Consider the following 25,277-nt stretch of genomic DNA (forward strand, 5'->3'; position numbering starts at 1 on the left):
ATCAGCGCGCATAAGGGTCGCTTAACGCTGGCAGCACAGTGCCCACGCAATCGCCGAAGCCGATGGTGTAGCCGTCGCCCTTGGCCGCGCCGGTCAGAGTCATGGTGTCACCATCTTCGATAAAATTGCGGGTTTCGCCGGTGTCTAGCGTCAGCGGTTCTTTCCCGCCCCAGCTGAGTTCCAGTAATGAGCCGCGTTCCGGTTTGGTCGGGCCCGAGATGGTGCCGGATCCCAGCAGGTCGCCTGTGTTCATGGGGCAGCCAGACGTCGAGTGATGCGCCAACTGCTGTGCCGCCGAGTAGTACATCTCGCGGTAATTGGTCCGCGCGATGGTCGTGGCGTCTTTGCCTTCGGGTGCCATGGTCACGGCCAGATCAATGTCATACAGCATCGGTCCACAATCTTTCAGGTGATCCAACAGGGCAAACTCACGATCCGACGTGTCGCAGCGAAATGGCTCCAGCGCCGCTTTGGTCACGATCCACGGGCTGATCGAGGTCGCTGTCGCCTTGGCTTGAAACGGTCCCAGCGGTTGGTATTCCCACGCCTGAATATCGCGCGCGGACCAGTCATTCAGCAGGACGTATCCAAAGATGTTGTCATCGGCTTCCTGCACAGAAATCGGGCCGTCAGACGGTGTGCCGACGATCGCACCCATCTCAAGCTCGATATCAAAGCGGCGGCAGGGCAGGAAGGCGGGCAGGTCTTGATCGGGGGATTTCAGTTGACCCCAAGGGCGGCGGATATCGGTGCCCGAAACAACCACCGAAGAGGCGCGCCCATTATAGCCGATGGGGATGTGCAGCCAGTTCGGCGGCAGCGCATTTTCAGCGCCACGGAACATGGTGCCAACGTTCTGGGCGTGATGGCGTCCCGCGTAGAAATCGGTGTATTCGCTGACGGCAAAGGGCATATGCATCGCGGCCTCGTCCTGCGGGATCAGCAGGCCTTCGATCTTGTGCTGCGCGTCTGAGCCTTCGGCCAGCAGAGCGATCAGGCGGTCGCGCAAGGCGGCCCATACGGCAGGGCCTTCTTCCATCAACGGATTCCAAAACGGCAGATCAAAGAGCGGCTCGTCAGAGAGTGCGATTAGCCCATCGACCTCGGCGGCGGTGACGTCAAAGATCATGTCACCGATAGCCACCCCACAGCGGGGCTCGGTGCTTTCTGTAGAGAATACGCCATAAGGCAGGTTGTTCAGTGGAAATGGGTGATCGGCGGAATTGGCCGATGAGACCCAGGAACTAATTAAAGGCATCTTGTCTCCAAACCTTTGTTCGCGGCCAAGATTTTTCGACGAAAAATCTATGGTCTTGAGCTGTACTTACTTCTTGCCGGGGGTTCCGTCGAATTTCTTTTCGATGTCGCTCCAGCAATCGATGTAATCGTCCTGCAGCGGGGCCTCGGTTGCGGCAAAACCGGTCAGGTGCTGCGGGAAGCGGGTTTCGAACATGAAGGACATGGTGTTTTCCAGCTTATCCGGGCCGAGGTTCGAATTCGACGCCTTTTCAAAAGCTTCCTTGTCGGGCCCGTGTGGGATCATCATGTTATGCAGGCTCATGCCGCCCGGGATGAACCCTTGCGGTTTGGCGTCGTACTGACCGTAGATGTTGCCCATCAGTTCGGACATGATGTTTTTGTGATACCAGGGTGGGCGGAACGTGTCTTCCATAACCATCCAGCGCTCGCGGAACAGCACAAAGTCGATATTGGCCGTGCCCGGCTGGCCTGAGGGTGCGGTGAGGACGGTAAAGATCGACGGATCGGGATGGTCGAACAGGATCGCGCCGACCGGGCAATAGGTGCTCAGATCGTATTTGTAAGGCGTGTAGTTGCCATGCCAAGCGACCACATCCAGCGGGCTGTGACCGATCTTGGTAGTGTGGAACTGCCCGCACCATTTAATTGTCACGGTCGAGGGCACCTCGCGATCCTCAAACGCCGCCACGGGAGCTTTGAAGTCGCGTGGGTTTGCCATGCAGTTGGCCCCAATCGGGCCACGCCCGGGCAGTTCGAATTTCTGTCCGTAATTCTCGCAAACAAATCCGCGCGCGGGGCCTTCCAGCACTTCGACGCGATAGAGCAGCCCGCGTGGGATAATCGCGATCTCCTTCGGCTCCAGATCGATGATGCCCATTTCAGTGGCAAAACGCAGGCGACCTTCCTGGGGCACCACCAGCAGTTCGGAATCTGCCGAGAAGAAATAGTCATCCACCATCGATTCTGTGACCAGATAGATGTGGCTGGCCATTCCGACCTGAGTATTCACGTCCCCGGCCGTGGTCATCGTGCGCATGCCGGTCAACCAGGTCAGGCCTTCATCTGAATGCGGAACCGGGTTCCAACGGTATTGTCCCAACGAAATTACGTCCGGATCAACGCAGGGCGCTGAATTCCAGTAAGGCAGGTCGATTTTCTCATATCGATGCGAATGCTTCACCGATGGCCGGATGCGATAGCACCACGTGCGTTCGGGCGGGTTGGCAGTGAAGGCGGTGCCGCTCAGTTGTTCACCATATAACCCATAGTTACATTTTTGCGGACTGTTCATGCCCTGCGGCAGCGCACCGGGCAGGGCCTCGGTCTCAAAGTCATTGCCAAAGCCGGGCATATAGCCGGGATGGGTCCCGACAGGGGTGCTGGCCTGGGTCATCTTATGCGGATCGGTGGGGCGATTCATCGGGCGCTCCTTCAAGTTGCTGCTTGTCGGATAATAGTTGATTTTGTAACTAACAAGGATGACACAACAGAATAATGACGAAAAAGATGAGTTTGATTTGCGAAATTTCCTGCCATTCCTGTTGAATCAGGCGGCCGAGGAAAGCTCGCTCGAATTTCAGCGCGTCTACAAGAATCGATATGGGATGTTGCGTACCGAATGGCGGGTGCTGTTTCACCTTGGGAATTATGGTGAGATGACGGCCAAGGAAATCGGCTTGCGCGCGAAGATCCATAAGACCAAAGTCAGCCGCGCTGTGCGCAAGCTTGAACAGCGCCGATATCTGAAACGGACGCGGGACGAAAACGACCGCAGAGTTGAAAGACTAACGCTGACAACCTCTGGCCAGAGTGTGTATCGTGAGCTACGCGGAATTGCGCGCGATTATGACGCTAAGCTTGCAGCCCATTTTACGACCGGCGAAGCCGCATTGCTGCGCATGATGCTGCGACGTCTAGCTGGAATGGAATAGCGCTCTGGTAATCTGGGGCAATGATCCCCAGATCAACGCCATAACAAACACAGGACTGTGAAATGACCAAGCCGGAGTCCCCAACGGCAAAATCCCATAATCTGATCGATTGGCTTGTTGCCCGAGGTTTGGAAGGGGCTGACAAAGAAGAGCTGCTGGACGGTTACTGCAACCGTCTGGTCGATCTTGGCGTGCCTTTGATGCGGTTCCACGCAGCGCAACCGGCATTGCATCCGGTCTACGGTGGCACTGGATACAGCTGGTATCAGGATCGCGGCGGTGATTTCCAAACTTTCGAATACTCCGAGGAGCCCAGCGAGGTTTGGACCAAAAGCCCGCTCTATGTCATTCTGAACGAGGACGTCGACGCGATCCGCGAACGTCTGGTCGATCAGAATGAACCCAGCCGATTTCCATTGCTGAACGAATTGCGGGAAAACGGTGCCACGGACTATTACGCGACTGGTATTAGCTTTGATGTGCCCAGCCAAACCAACCCGCACGATGCAAAAATGTCAATTGATGGCGTGCTGATGTCCTGGGCCAGCAACGCGCCTGAAGGGTTCGGCGACGATGATCTGGAAGTGATCGAAACTGCGCTGCCGCACCTGGGTTTGGCCTTGAAGTCGGCCTCGAATGCGCGGGTGTCTAAGGACTTGATGCGGGTTTACCTGGGACGTGATGCCGGGCGGCGGGTCCTGTCCGGCGAAATCCGACGGGGGTCTTTGCAGCAAATCGATGCAGTGATCTGGAATTTCGATCTCGAAGGTTTCACCAGCCTGTCGGAAGAACTTCCGGGGATTGAAGTCATTGACATGTTGAATGACTACCTCGCTGCGGTGGTGGATGTGGTTCATCAATGTGATGGCAATATCCTGAAATTTATGGGCGACGGGGTTATGGCGATGTTTGATGTGGGCGAAATTGATGCCGACGCCCGTGCCGCTCTGGCTGCCGCGACAATGCTTCAGGAGCGTATGGCCGAGCTGAACACCCTGCGCAAAGAGCGTGGGCAGCCCGTTTCGAACTATACGCTGGCCCTGCATGCGGGTGAGATTCTTTATGGCAATATCGGTGCCGACAGCCGTCTTGATTTTACTGTCATCGGCCCGACCGTGAACCAGACATCCCGTATCGCCGGGATGCATCGTTCGTTGGGGCAACGAATATTGATCTCGGATGATGTGGCCCGTGCGGCTCAGCCTTGCGATCAGGAACTGATCTCAGTTGGGCGCTATATGCTGCGAGGCGTGGCAGAGCCGAAAGAGCTGTTTACGGTCTACCATGCAGCGAACTAGATCGTGATAGGCGATAAAATATCCCGGGTGTAGGCTTCCGATGCGGAGTTGGTTGACGTCGGGGCAACCGAAAATCTATCATTGTACCGGAACGGATCTTTTCTTCAGTTCTTGATACAACATTGAACTATTGCAATTTAGAAAAATGCAACTCTTTAGTTTTGGTATTGATCAGTTGGGAACCTGTACGAGTGATGGCACTAAAAATTCCAAAATTCTCAGTGGATTATGCCCCGAGCGATAAGGTTTATGGTGGCAGAGCCGCGACCGCTACTCTTACATCGACCTGCCTAAATCGAGGGCAGAGTGCAAGCAAAAGCGATTGTGTGATCGTTGATGAATTCAATACAAACTGGAATGTGCGCGACTTCATCAAGATTTCAGATGTTACCGCCGCTGTTTCCAGCCTTGATGTCAAAAAGATCGAACGAATGCGATCGGTCGATTCCATACTCAAAGAGCTCAAGCTCACCGGTATACTTGAACTTGCGGATTACGCGGAACTGAACTCGCAGCGGTGGGTTCGTGGCCACTTATTAGCGCAAAAACTGGGTGGGTCTGGAAAATCCGAAAACTTGGTGCCGCTGGATCGCAACAAAAATGCTGTTATGGAGAAGTTTGAAACCTCTTTATACAATTTTTTCAAAGCCGCAAAAAACGCTGAGAAAATGTCGGCTAGTAAACACTATGTTCGTGTTGAGCTGAAAATCAAAGCCGAAGGCAATATGTCACCCTGGTTCAGCAATTGTTCTGATAGAGTAAAAAGAAAGTTAAGAAAACTCCCAGAGAAAATCACCTACAAGATTAAGACAGAGTACGTTGAAGCGAGCACGGGCAAAGCTCAATCAGCCCCGCCCAACAAGAACTACCCTAGACCTTTGAAGGCTCCACCACCGTTGAGCCTCTAAAAATCGATCTCAACCCCCGGCAGGTTCAATTCTTTCATCATGTCGCGCAATTCCTGCCGCGCGGCGATGTTCGAGATATTGAGCTGCTTGACGCCAATATCCTTGAGGTCCAGCAGGGTCAGCCCGCGCGGAAAAAGTTCGCGAAAGATAACCCGTTCAGAGAAACCAGATGCCACCCGGAAACCGATGCGCTGCGACAGCATCTCGATGGCGCGTTGCATCTTTTCCTTGTTGACCATGCGCTGCGTCCCGACCCGGTTTCGCACCACCACCCAGTCGATCGGTTTCAAGCCGGCCTGAGCACGCAATTGGCGCGCGTTCCAAACCATTTCGGAGTAGACCGACGGACCAAGGATTTTCTCACCCTTGGAATCGATCCGCGCCAGCAGGTCGAAATCGATGAAACTGTCGTTCAGCGGCGTAACCAGCGTATCGGCCAGTGAATGGGCCACCTGGCTGAGGCGCGTATGCGATCCGGGGCAATCGATCAGGATGAAATCGCTGTCACTTTCCAGCTCTGCAACGGCAGCCGACAGGCGGTGGTCATATATATTCTCGCCGGGTTTCAGCGCGCTGGCGTCAATCTCGGGCAGGTCGTGATGGCGCGGACTGGGCAGAGACAGGTCCGAGCCGTTGAGGAAGTTCAGGCGATTCTCGAAATACCGGCCCAGACTGCGCTGCCGCAAGTCGAGATCGAGCGTGCTGACCTTATGCCCCAGTCGAGCCAGGGCAGTGGCAACATGCATTGACACGGTCGATTTACCTGCGCCGCCTTTTTCGTTCCCGACCACGATGATATGTGCCATGCCTGTATTCCCAAGTCCCGCCGTGTTTATCTACACGTTGTGGCAGCCACTATATGTTGTGTGAGCGTGGAAGGGAAGAACCTCGGGCCGTCCCGAGTAGCTTTATCAGGCTCTATTTTGGAAAAACGCGTGATGGGTAGGGTTTAGTGTAAATCCTTGCCAATCAGACGCCCGTATTTCACTGTCGGGATCGAGGAATTGTGATTAAGGACAGCAATTGGACCATCTGTTTTTGAACGTCCTGAACGTGGTTCTGCCCGTCCTGATTTGTGCTGGAATCGGTTATTGTCTGGCACTAATCCGTGCTCCGTTCGACAATAAGGTCATTGGTGGAATCGTATCGAGGGTCGGGTATCCAACCCTGATCATCTCGCACTTGTCGACCACCAAAATCGCGGTCGGCACGTTTCTTGACGTGATGACAGCAGCCGCTTTGGCGATCGCAGGATTTGGAGTGTTGGGGTTTGTCGCGCTCAAACTGATGCGGTTGCCAGCGCGGGCGTTTTTAACGCCGCTTATGCACGGCAATGTCGGCAATATCGGTCTTCCCATAACCTTACTGGCGTTGGGGGATGCCGGCATGGCTTATACGATGGGATTTGTGGTTGTTGTGCTGATCAGTATTTTCACGATCGGTATGTGGATTCCGGCTGGGGAGTTCTCACCCAGAAAACTTGCTACATCTCCGATCATCTACGCCGTAGCACTGTCTCTGGTGCTGATGGCCACGGGCTATAGCCTTCCACAACCGGTTGCCAAATCCTTTGACATACTGGGTGGTCTCTCAATTCCGTTGATGCTGCTGACGTTGGGGCACACGCTTGCAACGCTGCGGATCATAAGCCTTGGGCGCGCTGTATTGCTGACCGCGTTGCACCTGGTGATGGCCATGGTGATTGCAAGCGCGCTGGTCTGGTCTTTCGGCTTCACAGGGGCCGAGCGGGGGGCGGTGATCTTGTGCTGCCTGATGCCGTCTTCCGTCGCAAGCTATCTATTCATTGATCAACATGTACCGGAATACGGGCCCGACGTGGCCGGGTTCATTCTGGTTTCAACCCTGACCACGATTTTGGTGTTGCCGGTGGCACTGTCCTACTGGGTCTGAAGTGGGCAAAGCTCGCCTAGTGGAAAAACTATACGCACCAACGAAAAATCGTTTAATAATAGGAACAACACAGCGCTAAGCTGTGCGCCACGAAGGCCAGCAGGCTATTCCTGAACGAGGAGTACACAGATGCCAGCAAGCGTCACTGATGACAATTCAGGCTCGGGTGGGGGGCGTCTGGTTCTCATAATGACGGCGCTGTGCATGATGGTAGTTGGGTTCAATTCGACCGCCGTTGCGACGATCCTGCCCAACCTGAAAACCGAATTTGATCTGTCACCATCCAGCCTGCAATGGGTGATGGCAATCTATACGGTGGTGAGCGCCACACTTGTTACCATCGTTAGCCGGCTGGGTGATATTACCGGCAAGGTCGGCGTATTCTTTGCCGGGATGATTGTGTTTGCCCTTGGCTCTGCCCTGGTGCTGCTTTCGCAGGATGCTGCCATGTTGTTGATAGGCCGAGGGGCTCAGGGCGCAGGGGCTGCGGCGTTGTTTGGCACCTCTCTGTCATTGTTGACGGCGGCGACGCCAGAAGATCAGCGGGCCAGCGTAACCGGCGCCTGGGGTGCGATCGTTGGGTTGGCGATCGGTGTGGGTCCGATCTTGGGCGGCGCGTTCGCGCATTACCTCAGTTGGCGGGGCGTGTTTGCCACCGATCTCGCGCTGCTGCTGGTTGCATTTCTGGTCGGGTTACGGGTGAGCAAGGAACATTATGTACCTGACACGCGGCTTGCTGGTGCGAAGTTTGATATGGCTGGTGCCGTTGCTTTGGTCCTTCTGCTCGGTCCGCTGTCCTTCGCTTTTAGCAATGGCGAAAGCCAGGGCTGGACCTCCAGTTCGACACTTATCCCGCTCTGCGTTTCAGCGATTGCGGTGATTGCGTTGATTATCACCTCGCGCCGAAGCGCAGACCCTCTGATCGAGCTACGTTATTTCCGTCATCCCCGCTATTTCATGGCAGCGGCGGGGATGTTCATCACCGGCTTCGCGCTGTTTAGCTTCTTTGTCTATTTCAACGTGTTTGTGCAGTCGCCCGATGCATTTGGCTTATCGGCCGTCGGCGCAGGTGTGGCGATCCTGCCGTTGAGCCTCAGCATGTTCGTTGTGTCCGTGATCGCGCCGCGCTTTCTGGCACCCTATAGCTTCCAATGGCCCGTGATACTTGGCATGGGTTTCATGGCCTGTGGTTTTCTGCTGTTGACCACGACGACGAACACGACCGGAATGGGGGGGATCTGGTGGAAGCTGCTGATCATCGGCACCGGGCTTGGCATCGGGTTTTCATTGCTGCCTCGTCTCGGGCTGCGGTTGTTGCCAGAAGAGCATATGGGGCAGGGCTCGGGTGTGGTGAACGCGTTCCTCTATTTTGGTGCGACCCTTGGTGCCGTGGTCGGTGGGCTGGCCGAGGCGATCACCACCCGTCGGGGTCTGACCGAAGTGATCGCCGCATTACCCGCTGGATCAGAGCAACGGGCCGATCTGGCTCATGCGTTGACCCATGGTACAGCCAGTCAGGTACAGCAGCTTATCGCTGGGCTTGATCCGGATACTGGCGCAACACTGGCACGTGCTCTGCGTGATCTTCAGGATGATGCTTTTGACAGTGTGATGCTGATCGCTGCCGGTGTTGCACTGGTTGGGATGCTGCTGGCATTGCTGCTGCTCAGAGGGCCCGTTCCGCCTGTGCATAGCGCGGTAAACCTGACCCGATAGCGCACGGTTTCAAGTGCGATTCTGGGTTTGGGGCTTACTTCATGCTCTGAGTTGAGCATCGCGAAAACACAACTGGTACGTCCGGAAGCACAACTTTTGTGAATAGCGGCTACCGGAACTGAGGTTATGATGTGGATGTACTGGTATTGGAAAATTTAATGAGTCTATTTGGTATCACGAAACGGTTTCTGTATGTCCTCTTATCACTGTGTACCTTGCCCGTATGCACTTTGGCACAAGATTCCTCGGCTTCGGGCAAATGGCCAATAGATAGGGTGCTGTCCTATGCACCGACACCTGATCTGAGTTGGCTCAATCATAAACCTGCCGGGTTTCACGGAAAAATTCTAGCGCAAGACGGTGCATTGGTGTTTGAGGATGGGACGCCAGTCCGTTTTTGGGGCGTTAATCTACAGGCATATGCGTTATTTCACACCAACCTGAATTCAGTCGAACTGCATGCCCAAAGGATGGCGCGGTTGGGGATTAACCTTGTCAGAATTCACCACCACGATTCTCATTGGGTGGGTCCTAACGTCTTCGGGTCAGATCCCTCTGATACGCTTAACCTCGACCCAGCGTCGATGCAAAAGCTCGACGCTTGGATTGCAGCGCTCAAGCGGCAAGGAATTTACGTATGGCTTGATCTCCATGTAGGTCGAAGGTTTACGCAGCAGGACGGAATTTCCGGGTTCGATGAGATTGCTGGGGATGACGATATTGCCGATGTCAGAGGCTTTAACTACATCTCGCCCAGTATTGAGGCGCGAATGATCGAATTCCAGAACGCCTATTTGCGCCACGAAAATTCATTGACGGGTCTTATGTATGCCGAGGATCCGGCAGTCGTCGCTGTGATGTTGACGAACGAAAACGACCTTACACATCACTTCGGCAATGCTCTCCTCCCGAATAAGAATGTACCTATGCATAGTGAACTATTCATGGCTCTGGCAGATGAATTTGCGCGCGGCAACGGGCTTGATCCCGATGAAACCTGGCGGACATGGGAGCACGGCGACTCGAAGATTTTTCTGAACGATCTTGAACGCCGTTTCAACGAACAACTGATCCCCGCTGTTCGCGACACTGGATTTGAAGGTCTGATCTCGACAACGAGCCTTTGGGGCGGGATGACAATCGCGGGTCTGCCATCGCTGACCGTTGGGTCCATAATCGACGCGCATAGTTATGGAGCAGTTGGTGAAATCGGTTTTGACCCGCGCCAACAGAGTGGTTTTTTGGAATGGATCGCGATCGCGCAGGTCGAAGGTATGCCGCTTAGCGTTTCAGAGTGGAACATTGGGGAGTTTCCCGCAGAAGATAGGTTCATCACGCCGCTCCGTGTGGCGACGAGCGCAGCGCATCAAGGCTGGGATGCCATGATGATCTATGGCTACTCACAGCAATCTCTGAACCGATCTACTTCGCCAAACAATTGGAGTATGGCCGAAGATCCCGGGATGATATGGATGATGCCCGCCGCAGCCCTTCTGTTCCGGGAAGGCCATGTCAAGCAAGCCGAGAATACGTACGCGATTTGCTTGGATGAGGACACGTTCTTTGGCCGTCCCGTGTCTCCGGAAACATCAGTTGCCATACGGACAGTGTTTGAACAAAGCAGGTTGGTAACATGTATGCCCGAGACTCGTGCATTGCCGTGGCTCGCGGCGACCAAATTGAACCGCGACGAATACGGCCCGCTTGATCTCGACAGATCATATCTGGCAGAGGATGCCACCGTTGTTGCCGCAGATACGGGCGAGTTTCAGCGCGACTTTGGCAATGCCCGGTTCACGGTGGACACGGTAAAGAGTCAGATTGCGGCAGGCTTTTTCCATGACGAGGTAATTACGACCAGAAATGTTGTATTCGACATCACGACACCCATGGCGGCGGTGGCAGTTCAAAGTCTGGATGGCAATGACATTGCACAATCGCGTCAGATTTTGATCTCGATTTCAGGGCGAAGTGTTCCTGTCGAACCTCAATCAGATAGCTTCCGGGTCGAACCGGTCACGGGCATTTTGCAGATTACCGCCTCCGCTGACCTCAAACTGAGGTCCGTTGATCCGGGCCGGGCCCTTCCTCCAATGGCGCATCAATATGAAAATGGCAGGCACATAGTTGACCTGACAGAACTTAATGGTGCGCGCTGGCTTTATCTTGATCTGTTGCAATAAAAAAAGACCGCCCCAAGGGACGGTCTTTTGAATTCGAGCGGTTTGGGATTAGAAGCCCAGACCTTCGTATTTCTTTTTGAACTTCGACACGCGGCCGCCAGCGTCCATCAAGCGCGACGAACCACCAGTCCATGCGGGGTGCACGGAGGGGTCGATTTCCAAGGCCAACTGGTCGCCTTCGGCACCCCAGGTGGATTTCATCTGAACCACGGTGCCATCGGTCATTTTGACGTCGATGAGGTGATAATCGGGATGGATGTCTTTTTTCATCTTTCCGCTCCTTACGCCTCGGCGCCAGCCTTGGGCTTGTAGTTGGTGACCTCTGCGATACGCGCGGATTTACCACGGCGCGAGCGCAGGTAGTACAGTTTGGCGCGACGAACGCGGCCACGGCGGACAACGGTGATGCTGTCGATGTTGGTCGAATGCAGCGGGAACACACGTTCCACACCTTCGCCAAACGAGATTTTGCGAACGGTGAACGAACCGGCGATGCCGTTGCCACCTTTACGTGCGATGCAGACGCCTTCGTAGTTCTGCACACGGGTACGTGACCCTTCGGTCACTTTAAAGCCGACACGGATGGTGTCACCGGCTTTGAAATCGGGGATGTCTTTCCCCAGGGCGGCAATCTGTTCCGCCTCAAGCTGTGCGATTAGGTCCATCGCAGTTACTCCTATCTGCTCGTGGTTGGTCCACGAAGTTTGGGCACGGGCTGAGAGCTCTTGGTCTTCACCGGGTCCTGCGTACAGCCCGCCAGAGGTCAGATCGAATGTTCCTTTTGGTCCGGTCCGCCCTGTCGCGCCGGGGCCGAAGAAAGCCGGGCGTCACGTCAGGATGCAAACCAAAACACCGGAGTCGCGTAATGCGGCACCGGATTGCGCTGCTTTAAGGGCTTTGTGTGCAGGGATCAAGCCTAAACTGGCACGATTCACTGCGGATGCCGGTGTGTTTTCGCCATCGGTCAAATACATCGTTGCCTTGGCGGCCAGATCAGGCATTCTGGGTTCAATTATCAGAGCAGAAATTTGATACAGGACCAAAAGATGCGCAAAGCACTCCTGCTGGCCGTCATAGCGCTTGCACTCTTCTCATGTGGCCGCCGCGGCCCCCAGCCTCAGGCGGTTGAACCGCAGGCCTTTGCGGACACGACCCCGCCTTCGATCATCTATCCCGCGTTTGGTGACGCCGACCCGCATGAATGGGAGGGTCGCCACCCCGGCCATTACCCGGTGCACGGGCTTGATGTATCGCGCTGGCAGGGGCCGATTGACTGGCGCACCGCCCAGAAATCCGGTGTCAGTTTCGCGTTCATCAAGGCCACCGAGGGTGGGGATTTCTCCGACCCGATGTTTGAAGAACATCGGCGCGGTGCACAGGCTGCTGGTGTGCCTTGGGGTGCCTACCACTATTACTATTTCTGCCGCCCAGCTCATGAGCAGGCCCGTTGGTTCATCCAGAACGTGCCCAAAGGGGCCGATCTGCCGCATGTGCTGGACATGGAATGGACGCCGCATTCCAAAACCTGCACCTTGCGCCCCGATGGGCGAACCGTCCGGGCCGAGGCAAAAAAATTCCTGGATATTCTGGAACGCCATTATGGGCGCCGCCCGATTGTCTATACAACGGTCGACTTTTACCGCGACTCCGACATTGGCCGGCTGCCCAAGACAGAGTTCTGGCTGCGTTCGGTCGCCGGACATCCTCGCAATGTTTATCCAAGCGCGATCTGGCGGTTCTGGCAATATACCGGCACAGGTCTCGTGCCGGGGGTTCAGGGCAAGGTCGACATCAACACCTTTAATGGTACGCCTGAGACTTGGGCGCTCTGGAAAGCGACCCGCTAGCCTTAGTCGTTGTCTTTGGATTTCTGATATGTGTCCCAAAGATCGGGCCGCCGTTCGCGGGTGATCTCTTCCGACATCTCATGACGCCAGTCAGCGATGCGACCGTGGTGGCCCGACATCAGAATGTCCGGGATCGGACGGCCTTTCCAGTCTGCGGGGCGGGTGTATTGCGGATGCTCCAGCAGGCCGGAGGAGAAGCTTTCTTCCTCAGCCGAAGCCTGATTACCCAGAACGCCAGGGATCAGCCTCACCGTAGCGTCGATCAGGGCTTGCGCCGCGATCTCGCCTCCGGTCATGACGAAATCGCCCAAGGAAACTTCTTGCACGCCGTAATGCTCAAGCACCCGCTCATCGATGCCCTCAAACCGACCACAAAGCAAGGTCATGCCATCGCAGCGCGCCAGACTCTGCATCATCTGCTGGTCCATCCGTCGCCCGCGTGGGCTTAGGTAGATCAGTGGCCAGTTGCCCCGGATGCCTGCCATCGTGTGCTCGATGGCATTGCCCAGCACATCGGCACGCAGGACCATGCCCGCACCGCCACCTGCAGGGGTGTCATCCACATTGCGATGCTTGCCAACCCCGAACTGGCGCAGATCGACGGTTTCCAATTGCCACAGCCCTTCCTGCAGAGCCTTGCCGGTCAGGCTTTCGCCCAGCACTCCGGGAAAGGCCGAAGGGAAAAGGGTGATGATCTTGGCCTTCCACACCCCATGCAGATCGGGCGTCGGCGTCATCAACTCGCGCGGCTTCAGCGTCGGGCGGATGGCTTTGCGGCCATGGGACTTTCCGGGTTTCTCTGTCATTTCGAGCCGATCAGGTTATTTTGGACGCGTTGAACCAGAGCAGCCTTTTGTTCGATCAACGCAGCGTCGTCCAGATCGGATCGGTTTATCTCCAACATTTGCTGCAAGATATCTTCAGGTAGACGTGGGTTCGAACGCGTCGGGCCCACCAGTTCGGCGGCCTTGTCGGGGGGCAAGTCAAGGAATTCGGAAAATGTATTTCCCGGACCATAGCGCAGGCCCTGCAGATCTTCCAGCCATTCGGTTCGGACTGACACCGAGGGCAGGCGATCCCGCACCGCCTCTGCCGCGATCTGGGGTGAGGGCACGGGTTCAAGCCGCGCGCGGAAGGTTTCAAAATCCTGGATCAGGCGCGATCGTTGCAGATCATGCGCCCAGAGGCTGCGCAGCCAGCTTCCGCGTTGGCGCAACGAGTAGTAGATCGTGATATGCACTTCTTCTCCGGCAAACCGGTCGCGGATCAGGCCGACAAGGCACGAGGCGAGCTCGGGCGCGGCCTCATAGCCCACCGCGACATTGCGGCTGGGGCGCAGGCCAGAGAAATTCTCTTCGCTCAGAACCAGTCCGCGCTTCTGGCCGAATTCCAGTGAATTCAGGAAGTGCCGCATCTGATCCTTGAAATCGCTCATCGCGCCGGGGGTGCCGTAGACGGAATAGCGTGTGGCTGCTTCGGACAGGCCGGTTTTGCGGGTCCGATAGGGCAGGACCAACGCATGGTGCGGCCAGATCAGTGACCGGTTTTCGAACAGAAAGGACTGTGCCGCCGTTGTCCCGGTCTTGTGCAGACCCAGATGCAGCAACACGCGGCGCATTACAGCAGGCCCTCAGGCGGATCGGCGATGATGCGGCCCTTGTCGAGATCAACGGTCGGAACGGATTCGAGTGTAAACGGCAGCAGCACGGTGGCCTTTAAGCCCGGCCCGTGTAGTTCCAACAGATCCGCCGCGCCGTGATTTTGAACCGATTTCACCCGGCCCAGCAGGGTGCCGCCGGTATCATAAACCTCAAGCCCGATCAGATCGGTGTGGTAAAACTCATCATCCGGCAGCGAGGGCAATTGATCGCGCCGCGCATAAAGGCGCAGACCGTTCAGCGCATCTGCCGCTTCCTTGGTCTCAATGCCACCCAGCCGGGCGGCAAAGCCGTTCTTGATCGCGCGGGTCAGGACTACGGGATAGCGCTCCTTTCCGGCTTCGTCGGTCAGGGGCGAGTAGCCCTCGATATCCTCGGGGACGGCGCAGAAGCTTTTCAGCCGCACCTCGCCACGCACACCGTACGAGCCCGCAATGCTGCCCACGCAGATCAGATCACTCATTTCGACCATCCGTCACACATAGCCCGTCCCGCCATTGCCCGATCACCTCGCACGCCTCGCGCTGGTTCGAGCGTTCGAAGAATACGCCCACAATAAAGGCGATCGCCAGCAGGATGGGAAGCCGTAACAATCCGAACATGTCTAGCGTACCTCGATGGGCAAAGTGTCATTGCGGTCTTCCCAGCCGACCTGTTCCAATTCAGGCCTATCTGAATAGCTTTCGGGCAGGCCTACACAGAAATAACCGATCAACCGCCAGTCTTTGGGCACATCCAGATCGCGCGCCAACTGGTCCGGGTTGAGGATCGAGACCCAACCCAGCCCCAGCCCTTCTGCCCGTAAGGCAAGCCAGAACAGGGTGATGGCAGAGACCACAGAATAGCGCCGCATTTCGGGCATAGTACCCGCGCCCAGACCTTGGCCTTTGTCGGTGGCATCGTCGCAAAACACGGCCAGCTGCACCGGGGCTTCTTTCATCCCGGACAGTTTCAACTGGCTATACAGCTGCGCCTTTTCGCCGGAATATCCGGTCAGCGCCTGTTCGTTTGCGGCTTGGAAATTCTTCAATGCCGCGTCGCGCGCGGCCTGACTTTCGACGCGGATCACGCGCCAGGGTTCGCTCAGCCCCACCGAGGGGGCCAGCCGAAACGCGTCGAGGCAGCGCGTCAGCACTGCCTCGTCTACCGCGTCGGTACGGAACCGGCGCACATCACGCCGGAGCCGCATCAACAGATCGAACTGCGTGCGAAAATCGTCGGTAAAAGCCTGATCCTGCACGCGTCCGACTGCTTATTCTTCTGCGGCTGCTTCTTCAGCCGGTGCAGCAGCGGCTTCGGCAGCTTCAGCAGCCTTGGCAGCTTTCTCTTCCGCGCGTTCCTGAGCTTTCTTGCCCGGGGTACCCTTGTTGGGGTTGTTGCGCTCGGCCTTGTCGCGGGCGCCGGCAGCTTCCAGCATACGCGCGATCCGGTCGGTGGGCTGTGCGCCCTGATCCAGCCAGTACTGGATGCGCTCCATGTTCATTTTCACGCGCTCTTCGCTGTCTTTCGGCAGCAGCGGGTTGTAGGTGCCCAGCTTTTCGATGAAACGGCCATCGCGCGGCATACGGCTGTCAGCCGCAACAATGCGATAGAAGGGACGCTTTTTCGAGCCGCCGCGGGCGAGACGAATTTTCATTGCCATGGTGGTATCTCCTTTGAATGGCGTATCCGGCGTAGGTGCCGGTTAGTTCTGATGTTTCTTGTGGTGTCGGATGACTTCCTGAATGATGAAATTCAGAAAAGCCTTGGCGAAATCGGGGTCCAGATCGGCCTCTTTCGCCAGGTCTTCTAACCGTGCGATCTGCGCGGCTTCGCGCGACGGATCGGACGGGGGAAGGTCGTGTGCGGCCTTGAGCTTGCCAACGGCCTGCGTGTGCTTGAACCGCTCGCCCAGCGTATAGACAAGGATCGCATCCAGCCGGTCGATGCTTTCGCGATGGTCTTTCAACAGCGCAGCAGCCTGTGTCACGGGGTTGTTCATTGGCCGGTCCTTTCGGTGGTCAAATCAATCTGCGGATGACGCCAGATCTGAGCGTGCTTGCCCAAAAGCTCGGCTCTCTCAATCTCCAGCGTTGCGCCCAGCCGTTCGGCTAGCGCGCGCGAACGGTCATTGGCATGGGCGATGTACGAAATCACACCGTTCAGCCCCTGATGCCGGGCGGCGTAGTCGCGTGCAGCCGCTGCGGCCTCAAAGCCCAGACCTTTGCCTTCGGCCTCAGCCATCAGCGTCCAGCCCAGCTCGGGCTCGGCCCAACCGGGGACGCAGATCATGCCCGCCCAGCCGACAAAGGCGCTGCTGGCCTTTTCGGTCAGGTGCCACAGGCCGTAACCACGCAGCGCCCAATGGCCCAGCCGGTTCGACAGAGAGCTCCAGCTTTCCAGCGCGTCCTTGGGGCCGCCGACCATATGGCTGCGCTCGGTCGCGAAGAATTCGGTCATCGCGGGTAGATCGTCCAGATGCGGTGCGCGCAGGATCAGGCGGTCTGTTTCGACGGTGGGGATGGTGAACGTGGTCATGCGTAGGCCTCCATCCCACCGTTCACCAGATCGCCGGGGGCCGGGTGCCGCCAAACCTGCATCGTGCCAAAAGCCGGGTGTTCGAACATATATTCAAACTGCGCGCCCAGCCGTTCCGCGACAGCCTTGCTGCCCAGATTATCCGGATCGATCAGCGAGATTGCGCTTTCCCAGCCCAGCACGTCATAGGCATGTGCGCGTGCAGCCAGTGCCGCTTCGGTCGCATAACCCTTGCCGGTGGCGTGGTTCATCAGGGTCCAGCCAATTTCGGGCTCGGGCCAGCTGTGAGGGTTCCACAAGCCAACATGGCCTACATAGGTGCCGGTGTCTTTTTCCTCGACACCCCAGAAGCCATATCCCCGCATCGCCCAGTGCCCCAACAACATGGCAACGGCACGCCATGTCTCATCCGGGCGTTTTGGTCCACCGACGAATTTCGAGGCGTCGCTGGCAAAGAACTCTGCCTCAGCCTCAAAATCGGCCTCGCAAGGGGCCCGCATGATCAGGCGTTCGGTTTCGAGGGTCGGTATGGCCATGGCAAGTGTCATGCCTGCACCTCGCCGTACCGCCAGACATGCTGGGTTGGGCCAAAGGCGCTTTCGGCAACGGCGTCGCGCGTTGCACCCAGACGCTGCGCCAATGCGTTCGAACGTGTGTTGGAGTGCGATACGTAGCTTACGAACTGGCCGGACCCCAGCAGATCGAAGCCAAAATCGCGAACGGCGCTGCACGCTTCGGTCGCATAGCCTTGCATGCGGTACTTGCTTTCGAACATATAGCCAAGCTCGGGCTCGTGGTCGTCCCATTCTAGGCCCAGAATGACGAAGCCAATGACCTGATCATCGTCTTTCAGCGTGACCGTGAACAGGCCATGTCCATGCAAAAGCCAGCCCGATGTGTAGTAGGAAAACTCGGTCCAGGCGTCCTGTTCGGTATCGCCAAAGCTGTCCTTGCAGATCGACGTCCATACCGGCAGGTCGTCCAGAGTAGGCGCGCGCAGAACCAGCCGCCGGGTCTGAATGACCGGCAGGGCCGCGCGATACTGCGCTGCTGCCATCGCCGCCTTTCCGGACGGGGGCTGGGTGCAGCGTGCGGGTGTCACTTTTTCTTTCCGAACCCGCTTAGACCCGGGGGCAGACCCATGCCGCCACCCAGTCCGGGCAGACCGCCGGGCATTTTGCCACCCATCGCTTTGGCGGCTTGCTCCAGAGCCTTGGGGTCCATGCCGGCGGCCATTTCCTCGGGGCTGGGGCCGCCTTTGCCGAACATGCCTTTCATGGCTTGTTTCAGCATCTTGCCTTTGCCCATTTTGCCCATCTTCTTCATCATGTCCGACATCTGCCGGTGCATCTTGAGCAGTTTGTTGAGGTCGCTGACCTCCATCCCCGAACCGGCGGCGATGCGTTTCTTGCGGCTCGCCTGCAACAGCTGCGGGTTGGCGCGTTCGCGTTTGGTCATGGATTGGATCATGGCGATCTGCTGGCGCAGGATCTTGTCGTCCAGACCCGCCTGATCCATCTGCTTGGCCATCTTGTTCATGCCCGGCATCATGCCCATCATGCCTTGCATGCCGCCCATCTGGATCATCTGCTCCAGCTGCATTTTCAGGTCGTTCATGTTGAACTGACCTTTGACCATGCGCTTCATCATGCGCTCGGTCTGTTCCATCTCCATCGTTTCCTGGGCTTTTTCGACCAGAGCAACGATGTCGCCCATGCCCAGAATACGACCGGCGATCCGGTCCGGCTCGAAGGTTTCGAGCGCGTCCATCTTCTCGCCCAGACCGACAAAGCGAATGGGCTTGCCGGTGACCGCACGCATAGACAGCGCCGCACCGCCGCGCCCGTCGCCGTCCATCCGGGTCAAGACCACGCCTGAGATGCCGACCTTAGCGTCGAATTCGTCGGCTACCTCAACGGCGACCTGACCGGTCAGGCCGTCGACCACCAGCAGGGTCTCGCGCGGGTCAACCGCGTTGCGGACCTGCTCGACCTCGTCCATCAGGACTTCGTCGATATGCAGACGGCCCGCGGTGTCCAACATGTAGACGTCATAGCCGCCCAGCGTCGCCTGCTGTTTGGCGCGCTTGGCGATGTCGACCGGTTTCTGGCCAGGTACGATCGGCAGCGTATCGACGCCGACCTGCGTGCCCAGAACGGCCAACTGATCCATCGCCGCTGGGCGATAGACGTCGAGCGAGGCCATCAGGACCTTCTTGCCCTCTTTCTCTTTCAGGCGTTTCGCCAGCTTACCGGTGGTGGTTGTCTTACCGGAACCCTGCAGGCCGACCATCAGGATCGGGGCAGGCGGGTTGTCGATCTTCAGCGCACCGGGGTCTTCTTCGCCGCGCAGTGTATCGACCAACGCGTCGTGCACGATCTTAACGACCTGCTGGCCGGGCGTGATCGATTTGGTGACAGCTTGACCGGTCGCCTGTTCCTGTACTTTCTTGACGAACTCGCGCGCCACCGGCAGCGAGACGTCGGCCTCAAGCAGGGCAACGCGGACTTCGCGCAGGGCAGTTTTCACGTCTTCTTCAGACAGGGCACCCTGTTTGGTCAGCCGGTCAAAGACGCCAGAGAGGCGTTCGGATAGATTTTCAAACATGCCTTCGGCCTCCTTAGCCGGTTATCTGGTGGCGTGCCCTAGATAGGACGCGTCGGTTAAATGCACAAACGCCCCCACGGGCGAAACTCGCTGGTGGGGGGCGATCCCTGAACGACTCAAGGGACCGGAAGATCAAACGCTTCCGGATGTTGGCGGCGATTTAGGCCGATTGGCTGGCAGAGTCAACCTTGCGTGCCGGAAGCCAGTCATTGACCGCATCCACCAACCGATGCGCACCGCGCCCGCTGGAATAGGCCTCAACAATGGGATGGCGTCCGGCGCTCATGCCTTCATCCAGTATCAGGACAGGGCGATAAAGGGTCGAGGTGCCATTGTCGCTACGTGAGGTCGTGCTTTCGGTTTCCGCGTGCGAAAGGTTTGAAAGAACGTGCTCCACTTGTTCGTACCCAAAGACCGACTGCCTGCGAATAGTGATGCTGTTCTTATCGCGGTCCAGAATGACCTGCACACGCCGGACGAAAGCGCAGAAGGCGCCAAAACCCAGTCCCCCGCCGAATAGTGCGAAGAAAATGCCGAACAAGATACCCTCGCCACCTTCACTGGCCATGAAGACGCCCGCGCCGACAAATGCCAGAATGAATAAAACCAGCGTGATGCCGATGAACCATGGCGTATTCGACAGGATCAGTTGGCTCTGAGTGTTGCGCGTGACTTTCATGGCGGCACGCTAGCACCGAAAACAGCGCCCGTCGTGTCTTGAATTTACCCGTCTGTTGAGCGATGAGCGCGCTATACGAGGAGGTTCCCATGGACGCATCATCTGTCTTTCAGGATACGTTGCCGCTCAGCTCGGATGCACTACTGGCGAAGTTGGATGAATGGGGGCTGCCATATCGGTTGCATACTCATATCCCGCTGCGCACCGTTGAGGATGCCAAAGGGGTCGAGGGCCGGTTCATGGTGCCGGGTGAAAACACACTGCGGCTCAAGAACCTGTATCTGCGCGACAAGAAAAAGCGGAACTATCTGGTGACGCTGGAACAGAGCCGCGAGATCGACCTCAAGGCGCTGGGCGCGGAGTTGGGGATTGGCAACCTATCCTTCGGCTCGGCGGATCGGCTGTTCCAGAACCTCGGCATCCGCCCTGGCGCGGTCAGTCCGCTGGCGATGATCAACGGCGTTGAGAACAACGTTAAGTTCTTCATGGACGCCTCCGCGCAACAGGCCGATGTCATCAACATGCACCCTTTGGTCAACGACCGAACCGTCGTTTTGTCGCGCGAAGACCTGATGGTGTTCTTTGATAAGATCGGGTGCGAGATAAACTGGCTGCCGTGATCACCCCTCAAGCGCTTCGTTCAATGCGGCAGCGACATGGGCGGCAGAGGGGTTGACGAACAGGTGACCGTCCGCCTCGAACACCGGATCGTCCAGATGATCGGGGAAGGCCAGAGGCAACTCGGTACAGGCCAGCAAGATCGCGGTTCCGGGTGTGGCGTGTTTGTTGCAGAAGGCCAGCAGGCGCGCATGTGCGGTGTCGGATGCGCCGCCGTAGAAATCACTGTCGATCATCGCCTGCATCTCGGCGATCTCAGGCTCGGGCAGGCGTGTGTTTGCCGTGATACCCTCGGCGGCCAGCCGGTCTGCATAGTTTGTGGCCTGCATGGTGACTGCGGTTCCAAGGACCAAAGCATTGGTGGCGCCGGTCAAGGCGGTCGCGTCGGCGGTTGCGTCAAAAATGCTGAGAATAGGCATGGAGACGCCTTCGCGGATCGCGTGAAGCCGCGCGTGTGGCGTATTGGATGCGATGATGCCGAAATCGCAGCCTGCGTGTTCCAAAGTCAGCAGCGCTTCGCGGAACACCGCGTCGAAAGCGGCCCAGCTGTCTTCGTGACCGGCCACGCCGCGCAAGGCGCGGGTTTTGGCTTGGGTGACGGATTCGATGGTCATGGGTGGGATGGGCAGCGGCGATCCGTGGCCGCGTTCAGCGAAATATCGACCCGCGCCTTCAGCAATCGCCCGGTAGTAGTCGACGGTTGAGGCCCAGCCAACACCGCCCAATATTCCAATCTTCTTCATGTGAAACGCCCAGCCTGCTGATTTGCCTCGGCGCAGACTGGACGGTTCAGGGGGGGCAGGTCAATCAGGCCGCCAGTTCAGTGACAGCTTTCTGCGCATTGGACAGGGTTGTTTCGGGGTCCAGTGCCATGCGATCAGCGGCGATGACCTCCACATCATGGATGCCGATGAAGCCCAGAACATGGCGCGCATAGGTGGTGGCAAAGTCAATCTCGGACCCGACAGCGGTACCACCCGAGGCTACGGCGAGGATGGCGCGTTTGCCATCCAGCAGGCCTTTCGGACCTTCCTCGGAATAGGCGAATGTCAGACCCGCGCGGGCGACCAGATCAATCCAGGCTTTGAAGGCTGCCGGGACCGAGAAGTTGTAGATCGGCAGGCCGATGACGATGGTATCCGCCTTTTGCAGTTCCGACACCAGCTCGTCCGACAAGGACAGAACGTCCTGCTGGACAACGTCGCGCTGATCGGCGGGGGTGAAATTGGCAGCGATCCAGTCTTCGGTGATAAGGGGCAGGGGAGAGGCGAGATCGCGGCGGATAATACGCCCGGCGTTCAGGTGGCGAACCACGCGTTCGGACAGATCGCGGGTGGCTGAACCGGTGCGGCGGGCTGAGGCGTCGATGTGCAGGATGGTTTTGGTCATTTCGGAGGTCCTAAACTGTGGAATTAGCTTCTGCCGCCCCAATATGGCTGTTGCGAATGTGAACAAAACTCGGATATATCAACAAGCATTGTTAGAATTTGCACAGTGGAACGGATGCAATGGACAATTGGGATGAAGTAAGAACCGCCTATCAGGTGGCGCGCATGGGAACGGTCAGCGGCGCGGCGGATGTATTGGGCGTACACCACGCCACCGTGATCCGCCATATCGACGCGATCGAGGCACGGCTGGGCGTCAAATTGTTTCAGCGTCATGCGCGCGGCTATACCCCGACCGAAGCAGGTAAGGATCTGTTGCGTGTAGCGCAGGCGACCGAAGATCAGTTCAACCAGTTGGTTGGCCGCATGAAGGGGCGCGGAGATGATGTCTCGGGCGAACTGGTGGTGACCTCGCTGGCCTCGCTTGCGCCTTTGATCGTGCCGACCTTGAGCGAATTTCAGCAAGCCCATCCGGGTCTGATTGTGCGCTATCTGACCGGCGACCGCCTGTTTCGACTGGAATATGGCGAAGCGCATGTGGCTATTCGCGCAGGGGCCGCACCGGATCAGCCGGACAACGTGGTGCAGCCTTTCATCGCGCAAGAAGTCGGGCTGTTCGCGAGCAAAGGCTATATCGCACGACACGGTAAACCTTCGAGCGTCGAGGATTTCGCCAATCACCACTTCGTCGGCAATGACGACGAAAACAGCCGCGCGCCGTTTTCCCGCTGGCTGCGTGCCAATGCACCGGAACAGGCGATCACCTTCCGCTGCACCAACAATTTCTGTATGCGAGAGGCGGTTCTGGCCGGGGCCGGTATCGGTTTCATGGCCCGATGGGAGGCCATGCGCGACCCCGATCTGGTTGAGGTGATGGAGCCTCTGCCCGAATGGTCGGGCAAGCTGTGGTTGGTGACCCATGTGGATTTGCACCGCACAACTAAAGTCCAGGCGTTTTTGTCCTTCCTGAAAGAACAATCCAAAGGTTGGCTGCCGTGACACCACAAGCGCGCGGCCATCTGGCCATGCTGACATTTTCTGCCCTGGTTGCGGGCAGTTTTTCGCTGGGTTCAATGGCAGCGAATGAGATCGCGCCCTCGGCAATCACTGCGGCACGCTTTGCCATTGCGGCAGTGGTGATCGGCATTGCAGCGCTGGCAACAACAGGCATATCGCGCAGCGCTGCCCAAGCGCCTTGGCGCTATCTGGTACTGGGCGGGTTGTTTGGGTCGTATTTCGTCCTGATGTTCTACGGCCTCAAAACCGCGCCACCGGTCAGTGCCGCTGCGGTATTTACGCTGACGCCGGTTATGTCGGCTCTGGCTGGCTGGGTGCTGCTGCGTCAGATCACTACCGCGCGCATGGCGCTGGCCCTGACCGTTGGCGCGGTCGGCGCGCTTTGGGTAATCTTCCGGGCTGATTGGCAGGCCTTTCAAACCTTCGAAATCGGAGGCGGAGAGATCATCTATTTCTGGGGATGCGCTGCCCACGCCGTCTATACCCCGATGGTGCGTCGCCTGAACCGGGGAGAGCCTGCGGTAGTGTTTACCTTCGGAACACTGGTGGCCGGGTGCCTTATCCTGACGCTGTGGGGCTGGTCCGATATCCGCGCGACCGATTGGGCGAACCTACCCAGGATTGTCTGGGTAACGCTGCTCTACATTTCGCTATTCGCGACGGCGGCCAGCTTTGTACTTGTTCAGTTTGCGGCGCTGTGTCTGCCTGCAGCCAAGGTCATGGCTTATACGTATCTGATTCCCAGCTGGGTCATCTTGTGGGAGATCGGGCTCGGGCGTCCTGCACCAACGGCCTTGGTATTGGTTGGGGCGGCTTTGACAGCCGTTGCGTTGCTGATGCTGCTGAAAGGAGAAGACACTTCTTCCAAACCTGTTCTGACACTGGATTGAATCTTGCCTTCTGAGTCGGGTCTTGCAAGTTGGCCGGTACTAAGAGCTATTTGAGTGCGGAGTTTCGCTATGAAATCAACCCTCCTTGTTCCTGTGCTGTTTGCCTTGTCCGCTTGTGCAACCGGAGGAGCGAACGACGCCGCGCAGGCTGACCTGCAGGCAAGCTGCGAGGCTCTGGTAGGTGCTGAAACCGGGACCGGGCCAAGTGGTGTCAAAGCAATCTCGACGCAATCCGGACCGACTGGCTCGGTCACCAGTGTTTTCGTGGCAGGGGCAGAGGCGCCATGGCTTTGTCGGGCCGATGCGACCGGCGTCGTGACCGGGGTCGAATATAGCCGAGAAGGTTAGGCTAACGGCTCCCAGCACCTTTGAGGCAGGTCAAAGTGGTTATATGCGAATTTCTCTATGCTTTTTGGCGAGGAGGAAGATGAAATGTTCAAACATATTATGGTCCCAGTCGACCTGCACCTGCCACCCGAGGTCAAGAAGGCGACTGAAGTTGCAGCACAATTGGCCAGCTGGCAAGCCGCCAAAGTGACCGTCGTAAGTGTCACGGGCACCCGGCTCGGGGATGTTAATCTGTCGAAAGACGCAATTGAGCAAAAGCTGAAGGACTGCGCTAGTGAGATTGCAGAACAAAGCGGCGCTCCGGTTGCCACACGCAACATACACTCGGTCGATGTCGCTGCCGAAGTCGATGGCGATCTGACCCGCGCGGCAGAAGATATTGGTGCTGATCTGATTGTGGTCGGGACTCACGCCCCAAGGATCACAGACTATATCTTTTCCAGTCATGCTGGTTATTTGGCCAAACACGCCAGCATGTCAGTTTTTGTGGTGCGTTGAAAC

At 57.5% G+C, this 25,277-nt stretch carries 32 protein-coding genes; 12 read left to right on the plus strand and 20 right to left on the minus strand.

All coding sequences use genetic code 11. The features are described 5' to 3' along the window. Nucleotide 1: 1 nt before the first annotated feature. Both fahA and hmgA read right to left on the minus strand, forming a co-directional pair. Nucleotides 2-1,258: a fumarylacetoacetase gene (gene fahA, locus ACR0JR_RS18050; RefSeq protein ID WP_480457282.1), complete on the minus strand. Its 1,257-nt coding sequence runs from the start codon at nt 1,256-1,258 to the stop codon at nt 2-4. 66 nt (nt 1,259-1,324) lie between these two features. Continuing rightward, a complete protein-coding gene (gene hmgA, locus ACR0JR_RS18055) occupies nt 1,325-2,680 on the minus strand; it encodes a homogentisate 1,2-dioxygenase (protein WP_480457283.1) in 1,356 nt (451 codons plus the stop codon). Between the two features lie 58 nt (nt 2,681-2,738). On the opposite strand from hmgA, the gene ACR0JR_RS18060 reads away from it, so the two are divergent. From ACR0JR_RS18060 to ACR0JR_RS18070, 3 genes are all read left to right on the plus strand, one after another. Then, nucleotides 2,739-3,191, plus strand: coding sequence for a MarR family winged helix-turn-helix transcriptional regulator (locus ACR0JR_RS18060; RefSeq protein ID WP_170475727.1), 453 nt, complete (start codon nt 2,739-2,741; stop codon nt 3,189-3,191). A gap of 62 nt (nt 3,192-3,253) precedes the next feature. After that, nucleotides 3,254-4,489: an adenylate/guanylate cyclase domain-containing protein gene (locus ACR0JR_RS18065; RefSeq protein ID WP_480457284.1), complete on the plus strand. Its 1,236-nt coding sequence runs from the start codon at nt 3,254-3,256 to the stop codon at nt 4,487-4,489. A gap of 194 nt (nt 4,490-4,683) precedes the next feature. Further along, nucleotides 4,684-5,397, plus strand: a complete 714-nt coding sequence (locus ACR0JR_RS18070) for a DNA/RNA non-specific endonuclease (protein ID WP_170475731.1) — start codon at nt 4,684-4,686, stop codon at nt 5,395-5,397. Here ACR0JR_RS18070 and ACR0JR_RS18075 read toward each other — a convergent pair. Then, nucleotides 5,394-6,203 carry a division plane positioning ATPase MipZ gene (locus ACR0JR_RS18075; RefSeq protein WP_010437571.1) on the minus strand — a complete coding sequence of 270 codons (810 nt, stop codon included), beginning with the start codon at nt 6,201-6,203 and terminating at the stop codon, nt 5,394-5,396. The genes ACR0JR_RS18070 and ACR0JR_RS18075 overlap by 4 nt on opposite strands. Before the next feature lie 217 nt (nt 6,204-6,420). On the opposite strand from ACR0JR_RS18075, the gene ACR0JR_RS18080 reads away from it, so the two are divergent. The 3 genes from ACR0JR_RS18080 to ACR0JR_RS18090 all read left to right on the plus strand — a co-directional run bounded on the left by ACR0JR_RS18080 (nt 6,421) and on the right by ACR0JR_RS18090 (nt 11,207). Further along, a complete protein-coding gene (locus ACR0JR_RS18080) occupies nt 6,421-7,308 on the plus strand; it encodes an AEC family transporter (protein WP_480457285.1) in 888 nt (295 codons plus the stop codon). Between the two features lie 129 nt (nt 7,309-7,437). Next, on the plus strand, nt 7,438-9,024 hold the full coding sequence (locus ACR0JR_RS18085) for an MFS transporter (protein ID WP_480457286.1): 1,587 nt from the start codon (nt 7,438-7,440) through the stop codon (nt 9,022-9,024). Nucleotides 9,025-9,299: 275 nt separating this feature from the next. After that, a complete protein-coding gene (locus tag ACR0JR_RS18090) occupies nt 9,300-11,207 on the plus strand; it encodes a cellulase family glycosylhydrolase (protein ID WP_480457287.1) in 1,908 nt (635 codons plus the stop codon). Nucleotides 11,208-11,255: 48 nt separating this feature from the next. Here the strand turns inward: ACR0JR_RS18090 and rpmE are convergent, their stop codons facing one another. The 3 genes from rpmE to ACR0JR_RS18105 all read right to left on the minus strand — a co-directional run bounded on the left by rpmE (nt 11,256) and on the right by ACR0JR_RS18105 (nt 12,208). After that, nucleotides 11,256-11,477, minus strand: coding sequence for a 50S ribosomal protein L31 (rpmE, locus tag ACR0JR_RS18095; protein WP_170542971.1), 222 nt, complete (start codon nt 11,475-11,477; stop codon nt 11,256-11,258). A gap of 11 nt (nt 11,478-11,488) precedes the next feature. Beyond that, complete coding sequence (gene rplS, locus ACR0JR_RS18100) at nt 11,489-11,872, minus strand: 50S ribosomal protein L19 (RefSeq protein WP_010437578.1); 384 nt, start codon at nt 11,870-11,872, stop codon at nt 11,489-11,491. Nucleotides 11,873-12,034: 162 nt separating this feature from the next. Continuing rightward, a complete protein-coding gene (locus ACR0JR_RS18105) occupies nt 12,035-12,208 on the minus strand; it encodes a hypothetical protein (protein ID WP_170475739.1) in 174 nt (57 codons plus the stop codon). A gap of 45 nt (nt 12,209-12,253) precedes the next feature. Here ACR0JR_RS18105 and ACR0JR_RS18110 point away from each other — a divergent pair, with 45 nt between their 5' ends. After that, entirely contained in the window at nt 12,254-13,054 is an 801-nt protein-coding gene (locus tag ACR0JR_RS18110) for a glycoside hydrolase family 25 protein (protein WP_480457288.1), read from the plus strand. Nucleotides 13,055-13,056: 2 nt separating this feature from the next. On the opposite strand, the gene trmD is transcribed toward ACR0JR_RS18110, so the two are convergent. From trmD to ACR0JR_RS18170, 12 genes are all read right to left on the minus strand, one after another. After that, the gene (gene trmD, locus ACR0JR_RS18115) at nt 13,057-13,860 is read right to left on the minus strand and encodes a tRNA (guanosine(37)-N1)-methyltransferase TrmD (RefSeq protein WP_480457289.1); all 804 of its coding nucleotides are present in this window, start codon (nt 13,858-13,860) and stop codon (nt 13,057-13,059) included. Continuing rightward, nucleotides 13,857-14,672, minus strand: a complete 816-nt coding sequence (locus ACR0JR_RS18120) for a hypothetical protein (RefSeq protein WP_480457290.1) — start codon at nt 14,670-14,672, stop codon at nt 13,857-13,859. Before ACR0JR_RS18120 ends, trmD begins: the two co-directional genes overlap by 4 nt. Continuing rightward, entirely contained in the window at nt 14,672-15,175 is a 504-nt protein-coding gene (gene rimM / locus ACR0JR_RS18125; protein WP_480457291.1) for a ribosome maturation factor RimM, read from the minus strand. Before rimM ends, ACR0JR_RS18120 begins: the two co-directional genes overlap by 1 nt. Next, nucleotides 15,168-15,314 carry a hypothetical protein gene (locus ACR0JR_RS18130; protein ID WP_170392664.1) on the minus strand — a complete coding sequence of 49 codons (147 nt, stop codon included), beginning with the start codon at nt 15,312-15,314 and terminating at the stop codon, nt 15,168-15,170. The genes rimM and ACR0JR_RS18130 overlap by 8 nt, the downstream gene beginning before the upstream one ends. Before the next feature lie 2 nt (nt 15,315-15,316). Then, complete coding sequence (bluB, locus tag ACR0JR_RS18135) at nt 15,317-15,952, minus strand: 5,6-dimethylbenzimidazole synthase (RefSeq protein WP_480457292.1); 636 nt, start codon at nt 15,950-15,952, stop codon at nt 15,317-15,319. A gap of 12 nt (nt 15,953-15,964) precedes the next feature. Further along, a complete protein-coding gene (gene rpsP / locus ACR0JR_RS18140) occupies nt 15,965-16,354 on the minus strand; it encodes a 30S ribosomal protein S16 (protein WP_010437590.1) in 390 nt (129 codons plus the stop codon). A gap of 42 nt (nt 16,355-16,396) precedes the next feature. Continuing rightward, a complete protein-coding gene (locus ACR0JR_RS18145; protein ID WP_170392662.1) occupies nt 16,397-16,693 on the minus strand; it encodes a chorismate mutase in 297 nt (98 codons plus the stop codon). Next, nucleotides 16,690-17,229, minus strand: coding sequence for a GNAT family N-acetyltransferase (locus ACR0JR_RS18150; protein ID WP_480457293.1), 540 nt, complete (start codon nt 17,227-17,229; stop codon nt 16,690-16,692). Before ACR0JR_RS18150 ends, ACR0JR_RS18145 begins: the two co-directional genes overlap by 4 nt. Then, nucleotides 17,226-17,777 (minus strand): GNAT family N-acetyltransferase, encoded by a 552-nt coding sequence (locus ACR0JR_RS18155; RefSeq protein ID WP_480457294.1) that lies wholly within the window; start codon nt 17,775-17,777, stop codon nt 17,226-17,228. The genes ACR0JR_RS18150 and ACR0JR_RS18155 overlap by 4 nt, the downstream gene beginning before the upstream one ends. Then, a complete protein-coding gene (locus ACR0JR_RS18160; protein ID WP_480457295.1) occupies nt 17,774-18,331 on the minus strand; it encodes a GNAT family N-acetyltransferase in 558 nt (185 codons plus the stop codon). Before ACR0JR_RS18160 ends, ACR0JR_RS18155 begins: the two co-directional genes overlap by 4 nt. Beyond that, the gene (gene ffh / locus ACR0JR_RS18165; RefSeq protein ID WP_480457296.1) at nt 18,328-19,836 is read right to left on the minus strand and encodes a signal recognition particle protein; all 1,509 of its coding nucleotides are present in this window, start codon (nt 19,834-19,836) and stop codon (nt 18,328-18,330) included. Before ffh ends, ACR0JR_RS18160 begins: the two co-directional genes overlap by 4 nt. 160 nt (nt 19,837-19,996) lie before the next feature. Continuing rightward, nucleotides 19,997-20,515 carry a hypothetical protein gene (locus ACR0JR_RS18170; protein ID WP_480457297.1) on the minus strand — a complete coding sequence of 173 codons (519 nt, stop codon included), beginning with the start codon at nt 20,513-20,515 and terminating at the stop codon, nt 19,997-19,999. An 89-nt stretch (nt 20,516-20,604) separates the two neighbouring features. Here ACR0JR_RS18170 and ACR0JR_RS18175 point away from each other — a divergent pair, with 89 nt between their 5' ends. Further along, nucleotides 20,605-21,135, plus strand: coding sequence for a prolyl-tRNA synthetase associated domain-containing protein (locus ACR0JR_RS18175; RefSeq protein WP_480457298.1), 531 nt, complete (start codon nt 20,605-20,607; stop codon nt 21,133-21,135). Here ACR0JR_RS18175 and ACR0JR_RS18180 read toward each other — a convergent pair whose 3' ends face one another. Then, entirely contained in the window at nt 21,136-21,876 is a 741-nt protein-coding gene (locus tag ACR0JR_RS18180) for an aspartate/glutamate racemase family protein (protein ID WP_480457300.1), read from the minus strand. Nucleotides 21,877-21,940: 64 nt separating this feature from the next. Next, a complete protein-coding gene (locus ACR0JR_RS18185) occupies nt 21,941-22,522 on the minus strand; it encodes an FMN-dependent NADH-azoreductase (protein ID WP_480457301.1) in 582 nt (193 codons plus the stop codon). A gap of 119 nt (nt 22,523-22,641) precedes the next feature. Here ACR0JR_RS18185 and ACR0JR_RS18190 point away from each other — a divergent pair, with 119 nt between their 5' ends. The 4 genes from ACR0JR_RS18190 to ACR0JR_RS18205 all read left to right on the plus strand — a co-directional run bounded on the left by ACR0JR_RS18190 (nt 22,642) and on the right by ACR0JR_RS18205 (nt 25,274). Then, the gene (locus ACR0JR_RS18190) at nt 22,642-23,520 is read left to right on the plus strand and encodes a LysR family transcriptional regulator (RefSeq protein ID WP_260024630.1); all 879 of its coding nucleotides are present in this window, start codon (nt 22,642-22,644) and stop codon (nt 23,518-23,520) included. After that, nucleotides 23,517-24,428, plus strand: coding sequence for a DMT family transporter (locus ACR0JR_RS18195; RefSeq protein ID WP_480457303.1), 912 nt, complete (start codon nt 23,517-23,519; stop codon nt 24,426-24,428). The genes ACR0JR_RS18190 and ACR0JR_RS18195 overlap by 4 nt, the downstream gene beginning before the upstream one ends. A gap of 69 nt (nt 24,429-24,497) precedes the next feature. Further along, complete coding sequence (locus ACR0JR_RS18200) at nt 24,498-24,776, plus strand: hypothetical protein (protein WP_170475771.1); 279 nt, start codon at nt 24,498-24,500, stop codon at nt 24,774-24,776. An 84-nt stretch (nt 24,777-24,860) separates the two neighbouring features. Next, nucleotides 24,861-25,274, plus strand: coding sequence for a universal stress protein (locus ACR0JR_RS18205; protein ID WP_480457305.1), 414 nt, complete (start codon nt 24,861-24,863; stop codon nt 25,272-25,274). Nucleotides 25,275-25,277: the final 3 nt, after the last annotated feature.

The organism is Ruegeria sp. AA3 (genome assembly GCF_056542905.1).

Coding starts and splice junctions, on each gene's coding strand:
- ACR0JR_RS18170 (WP_480457297.1), bottom strand. CDS start 20,515: ATGAAAGTCACGCGCAACACTCAGAGCCAACTGATCCTGTCGAATACG.
- ACR0JR_RS18105 (WP_170475739.1), bottom strand. CDS start 12,208: ATGCCTGATCTGGCCGCCAAGGCAACGATGTATTTGACCGATGGCGAA.
- rpmE (WP_170542971.1), bottom strand. CDS start 11,477: ATGAAAAAAGACATCCATCCCGATTATCACCTCATCGACGTCAAAATG.
- ACR0JR_RS18145 (WP_170392662.1), bottom strand. CDS start 16,693: ATGAACAACCCCGTGACACAGGCTGCTGCGCTGTTGAAAGACCATCGC.
- ACR0JR_RS18200 (WP_170475771.1), top strand. CDS start 24,498: ATGAAATCAACCCTCCTTGTTCCTGTGCTGTTTGCCTTGTCCGCTTGT.
- ACR0JR_RS18070 (WP_170475731.1), top strand. CDS start 4,684: ATGGCACTAAAAATTCCAAAATTCTCAGTGGATTATGCCCCGAGCGAT.
- ACR0JR_RS18205 (WP_480457305.1), top strand. CDS start 24,861: ATGTTCAAACATATTATGGTCCCAGTCGACCTGCACCTGCCACCCGAG.
- ACR0JR_RS18085 (WP_480457286.1), top strand. CDS start 7,438: ATGCCAGCAAGCGTCACTGATGACAATTCAGGCTCGGGTGGGGGGCGT.
- rpsP (WP_010437590.1), bottom strand. CDS start 16,354: ATGGCAATGAAAATTCGTCTCGCCCGCGGCGGCTCGAAAAAGCGTCCC.
- rimM (WP_480457291.1), bottom strand. CDS start 15,175: ATGAGTGATCTGATCTGCGTGGGCAGCATTGCGGGCTCGTACGGTGTG.
- ACR0JR_RS18110 (WP_480457288.1), top strand. CDS start 12,254: ATGCGCAAAGCACTCCTGCTGGCCGTCATAGCGCTTGCACTCTTCTCA.
- hmgA (WP_480457283.1), bottom strand. CDS start 2,680: ATGAATCGCCCCACCGATCCGCATAAGATGACCCAGGCCAGCACCCCT.
- ACR0JR_RS18185 (WP_480457301.1), bottom strand. CDS start 22,522: ATGACCAAAACCATCCTGCACATCGACGCCTCAGCCCGCCGCACCGGT.
- ACR0JR_RS18075 (WP_010437571.1), bottom strand. CDS start 6,203: ATGGCACATATCATCGTGGTCGGGAACGAAAAAGGCGGCGCAGGTAAA.
- trmD (WP_480457289.1), bottom strand. CDS start 13,860: ATGACAGAGAAACCCGGAAAGTCCCATGGCCGCAAAGCCATCCGCCCG.
- ACR0JR_RS18120 (WP_480457290.1), bottom strand. CDS start 14,672: ATGCGCCGCGTGTTGCTGCATCTGGGTCTGCACAAGACCGGGACAACG.
- fahA (WP_480457282.1), bottom strand. CDS start 1,258: ATGCCTTTAATTAGTTCCTGGGTCTCATCGGCCAATTCCGCCGATCAC.
- ACR0JR_RS18180 (WP_480457300.1), bottom strand. CDS start 21,876: ATGAAGAAGATTGGAATATTGGGCGGTGTTGGCTGGGCCTCAACCGTC.
- ffh (WP_480457296.1), bottom strand. CDS start 19,836: ATGTTTGAAAATCTATCCGAACGCCTCTCTGGCGTCTTTGACCGGCTG.
- rplS (WP_010437578.1), bottom strand. CDS start 11,872: ATGGACCTAATCGCACAGCTTGAGGCGGAACAGATTGCCGCCCTGGGG.
- ACR0JR_RS18190 (WP_260024630.1), top strand. CDS start 22,642: ATGGACAATTGGGATGAAGTAAGAACCGCCTATCAGGTGGCGCGCATG.
- ACR0JR_RS18175 (WP_480457298.1), top strand. CDS start 20,605: ATGGACGCATCATCTGTCTTTCAGGATACGTTGCCGCTCAGCTCGGAT.
- ACR0JR_RS18060 (WP_170475727.1), top strand. CDS start 2,739: ATGACACAACAGAATAATGACGAAAAAGATGAGTTTGATTTGCGAAAT.
- ACR0JR_RS18130 (WP_170392664.1), bottom strand. CDS start 15,314: ATGTTCGGATTGTTACGGCTTCCCATCCTGCTGGCGATCGCCTTTATT.
- ACR0JR_RS18155 (WP_480457294.1), bottom strand. CDS start 17,777: ATGACACTTGCCATGGCCATACCGACCCTCGAAACCGAACGCCTGATC.
- ACR0JR_RS18065 (WP_480457284.1), top strand. CDS start 3,254: ATGACCAAGCCGGAGTCCCCAACGGCAAAATCCCATAATCTGATCGAT.
- ACR0JR_RS18150 (WP_480457293.1), bottom strand. CDS start 17,229: ATGACCACGTTCACCATCCCCACCGTCGAAACAGACCGCCTGATCCTG.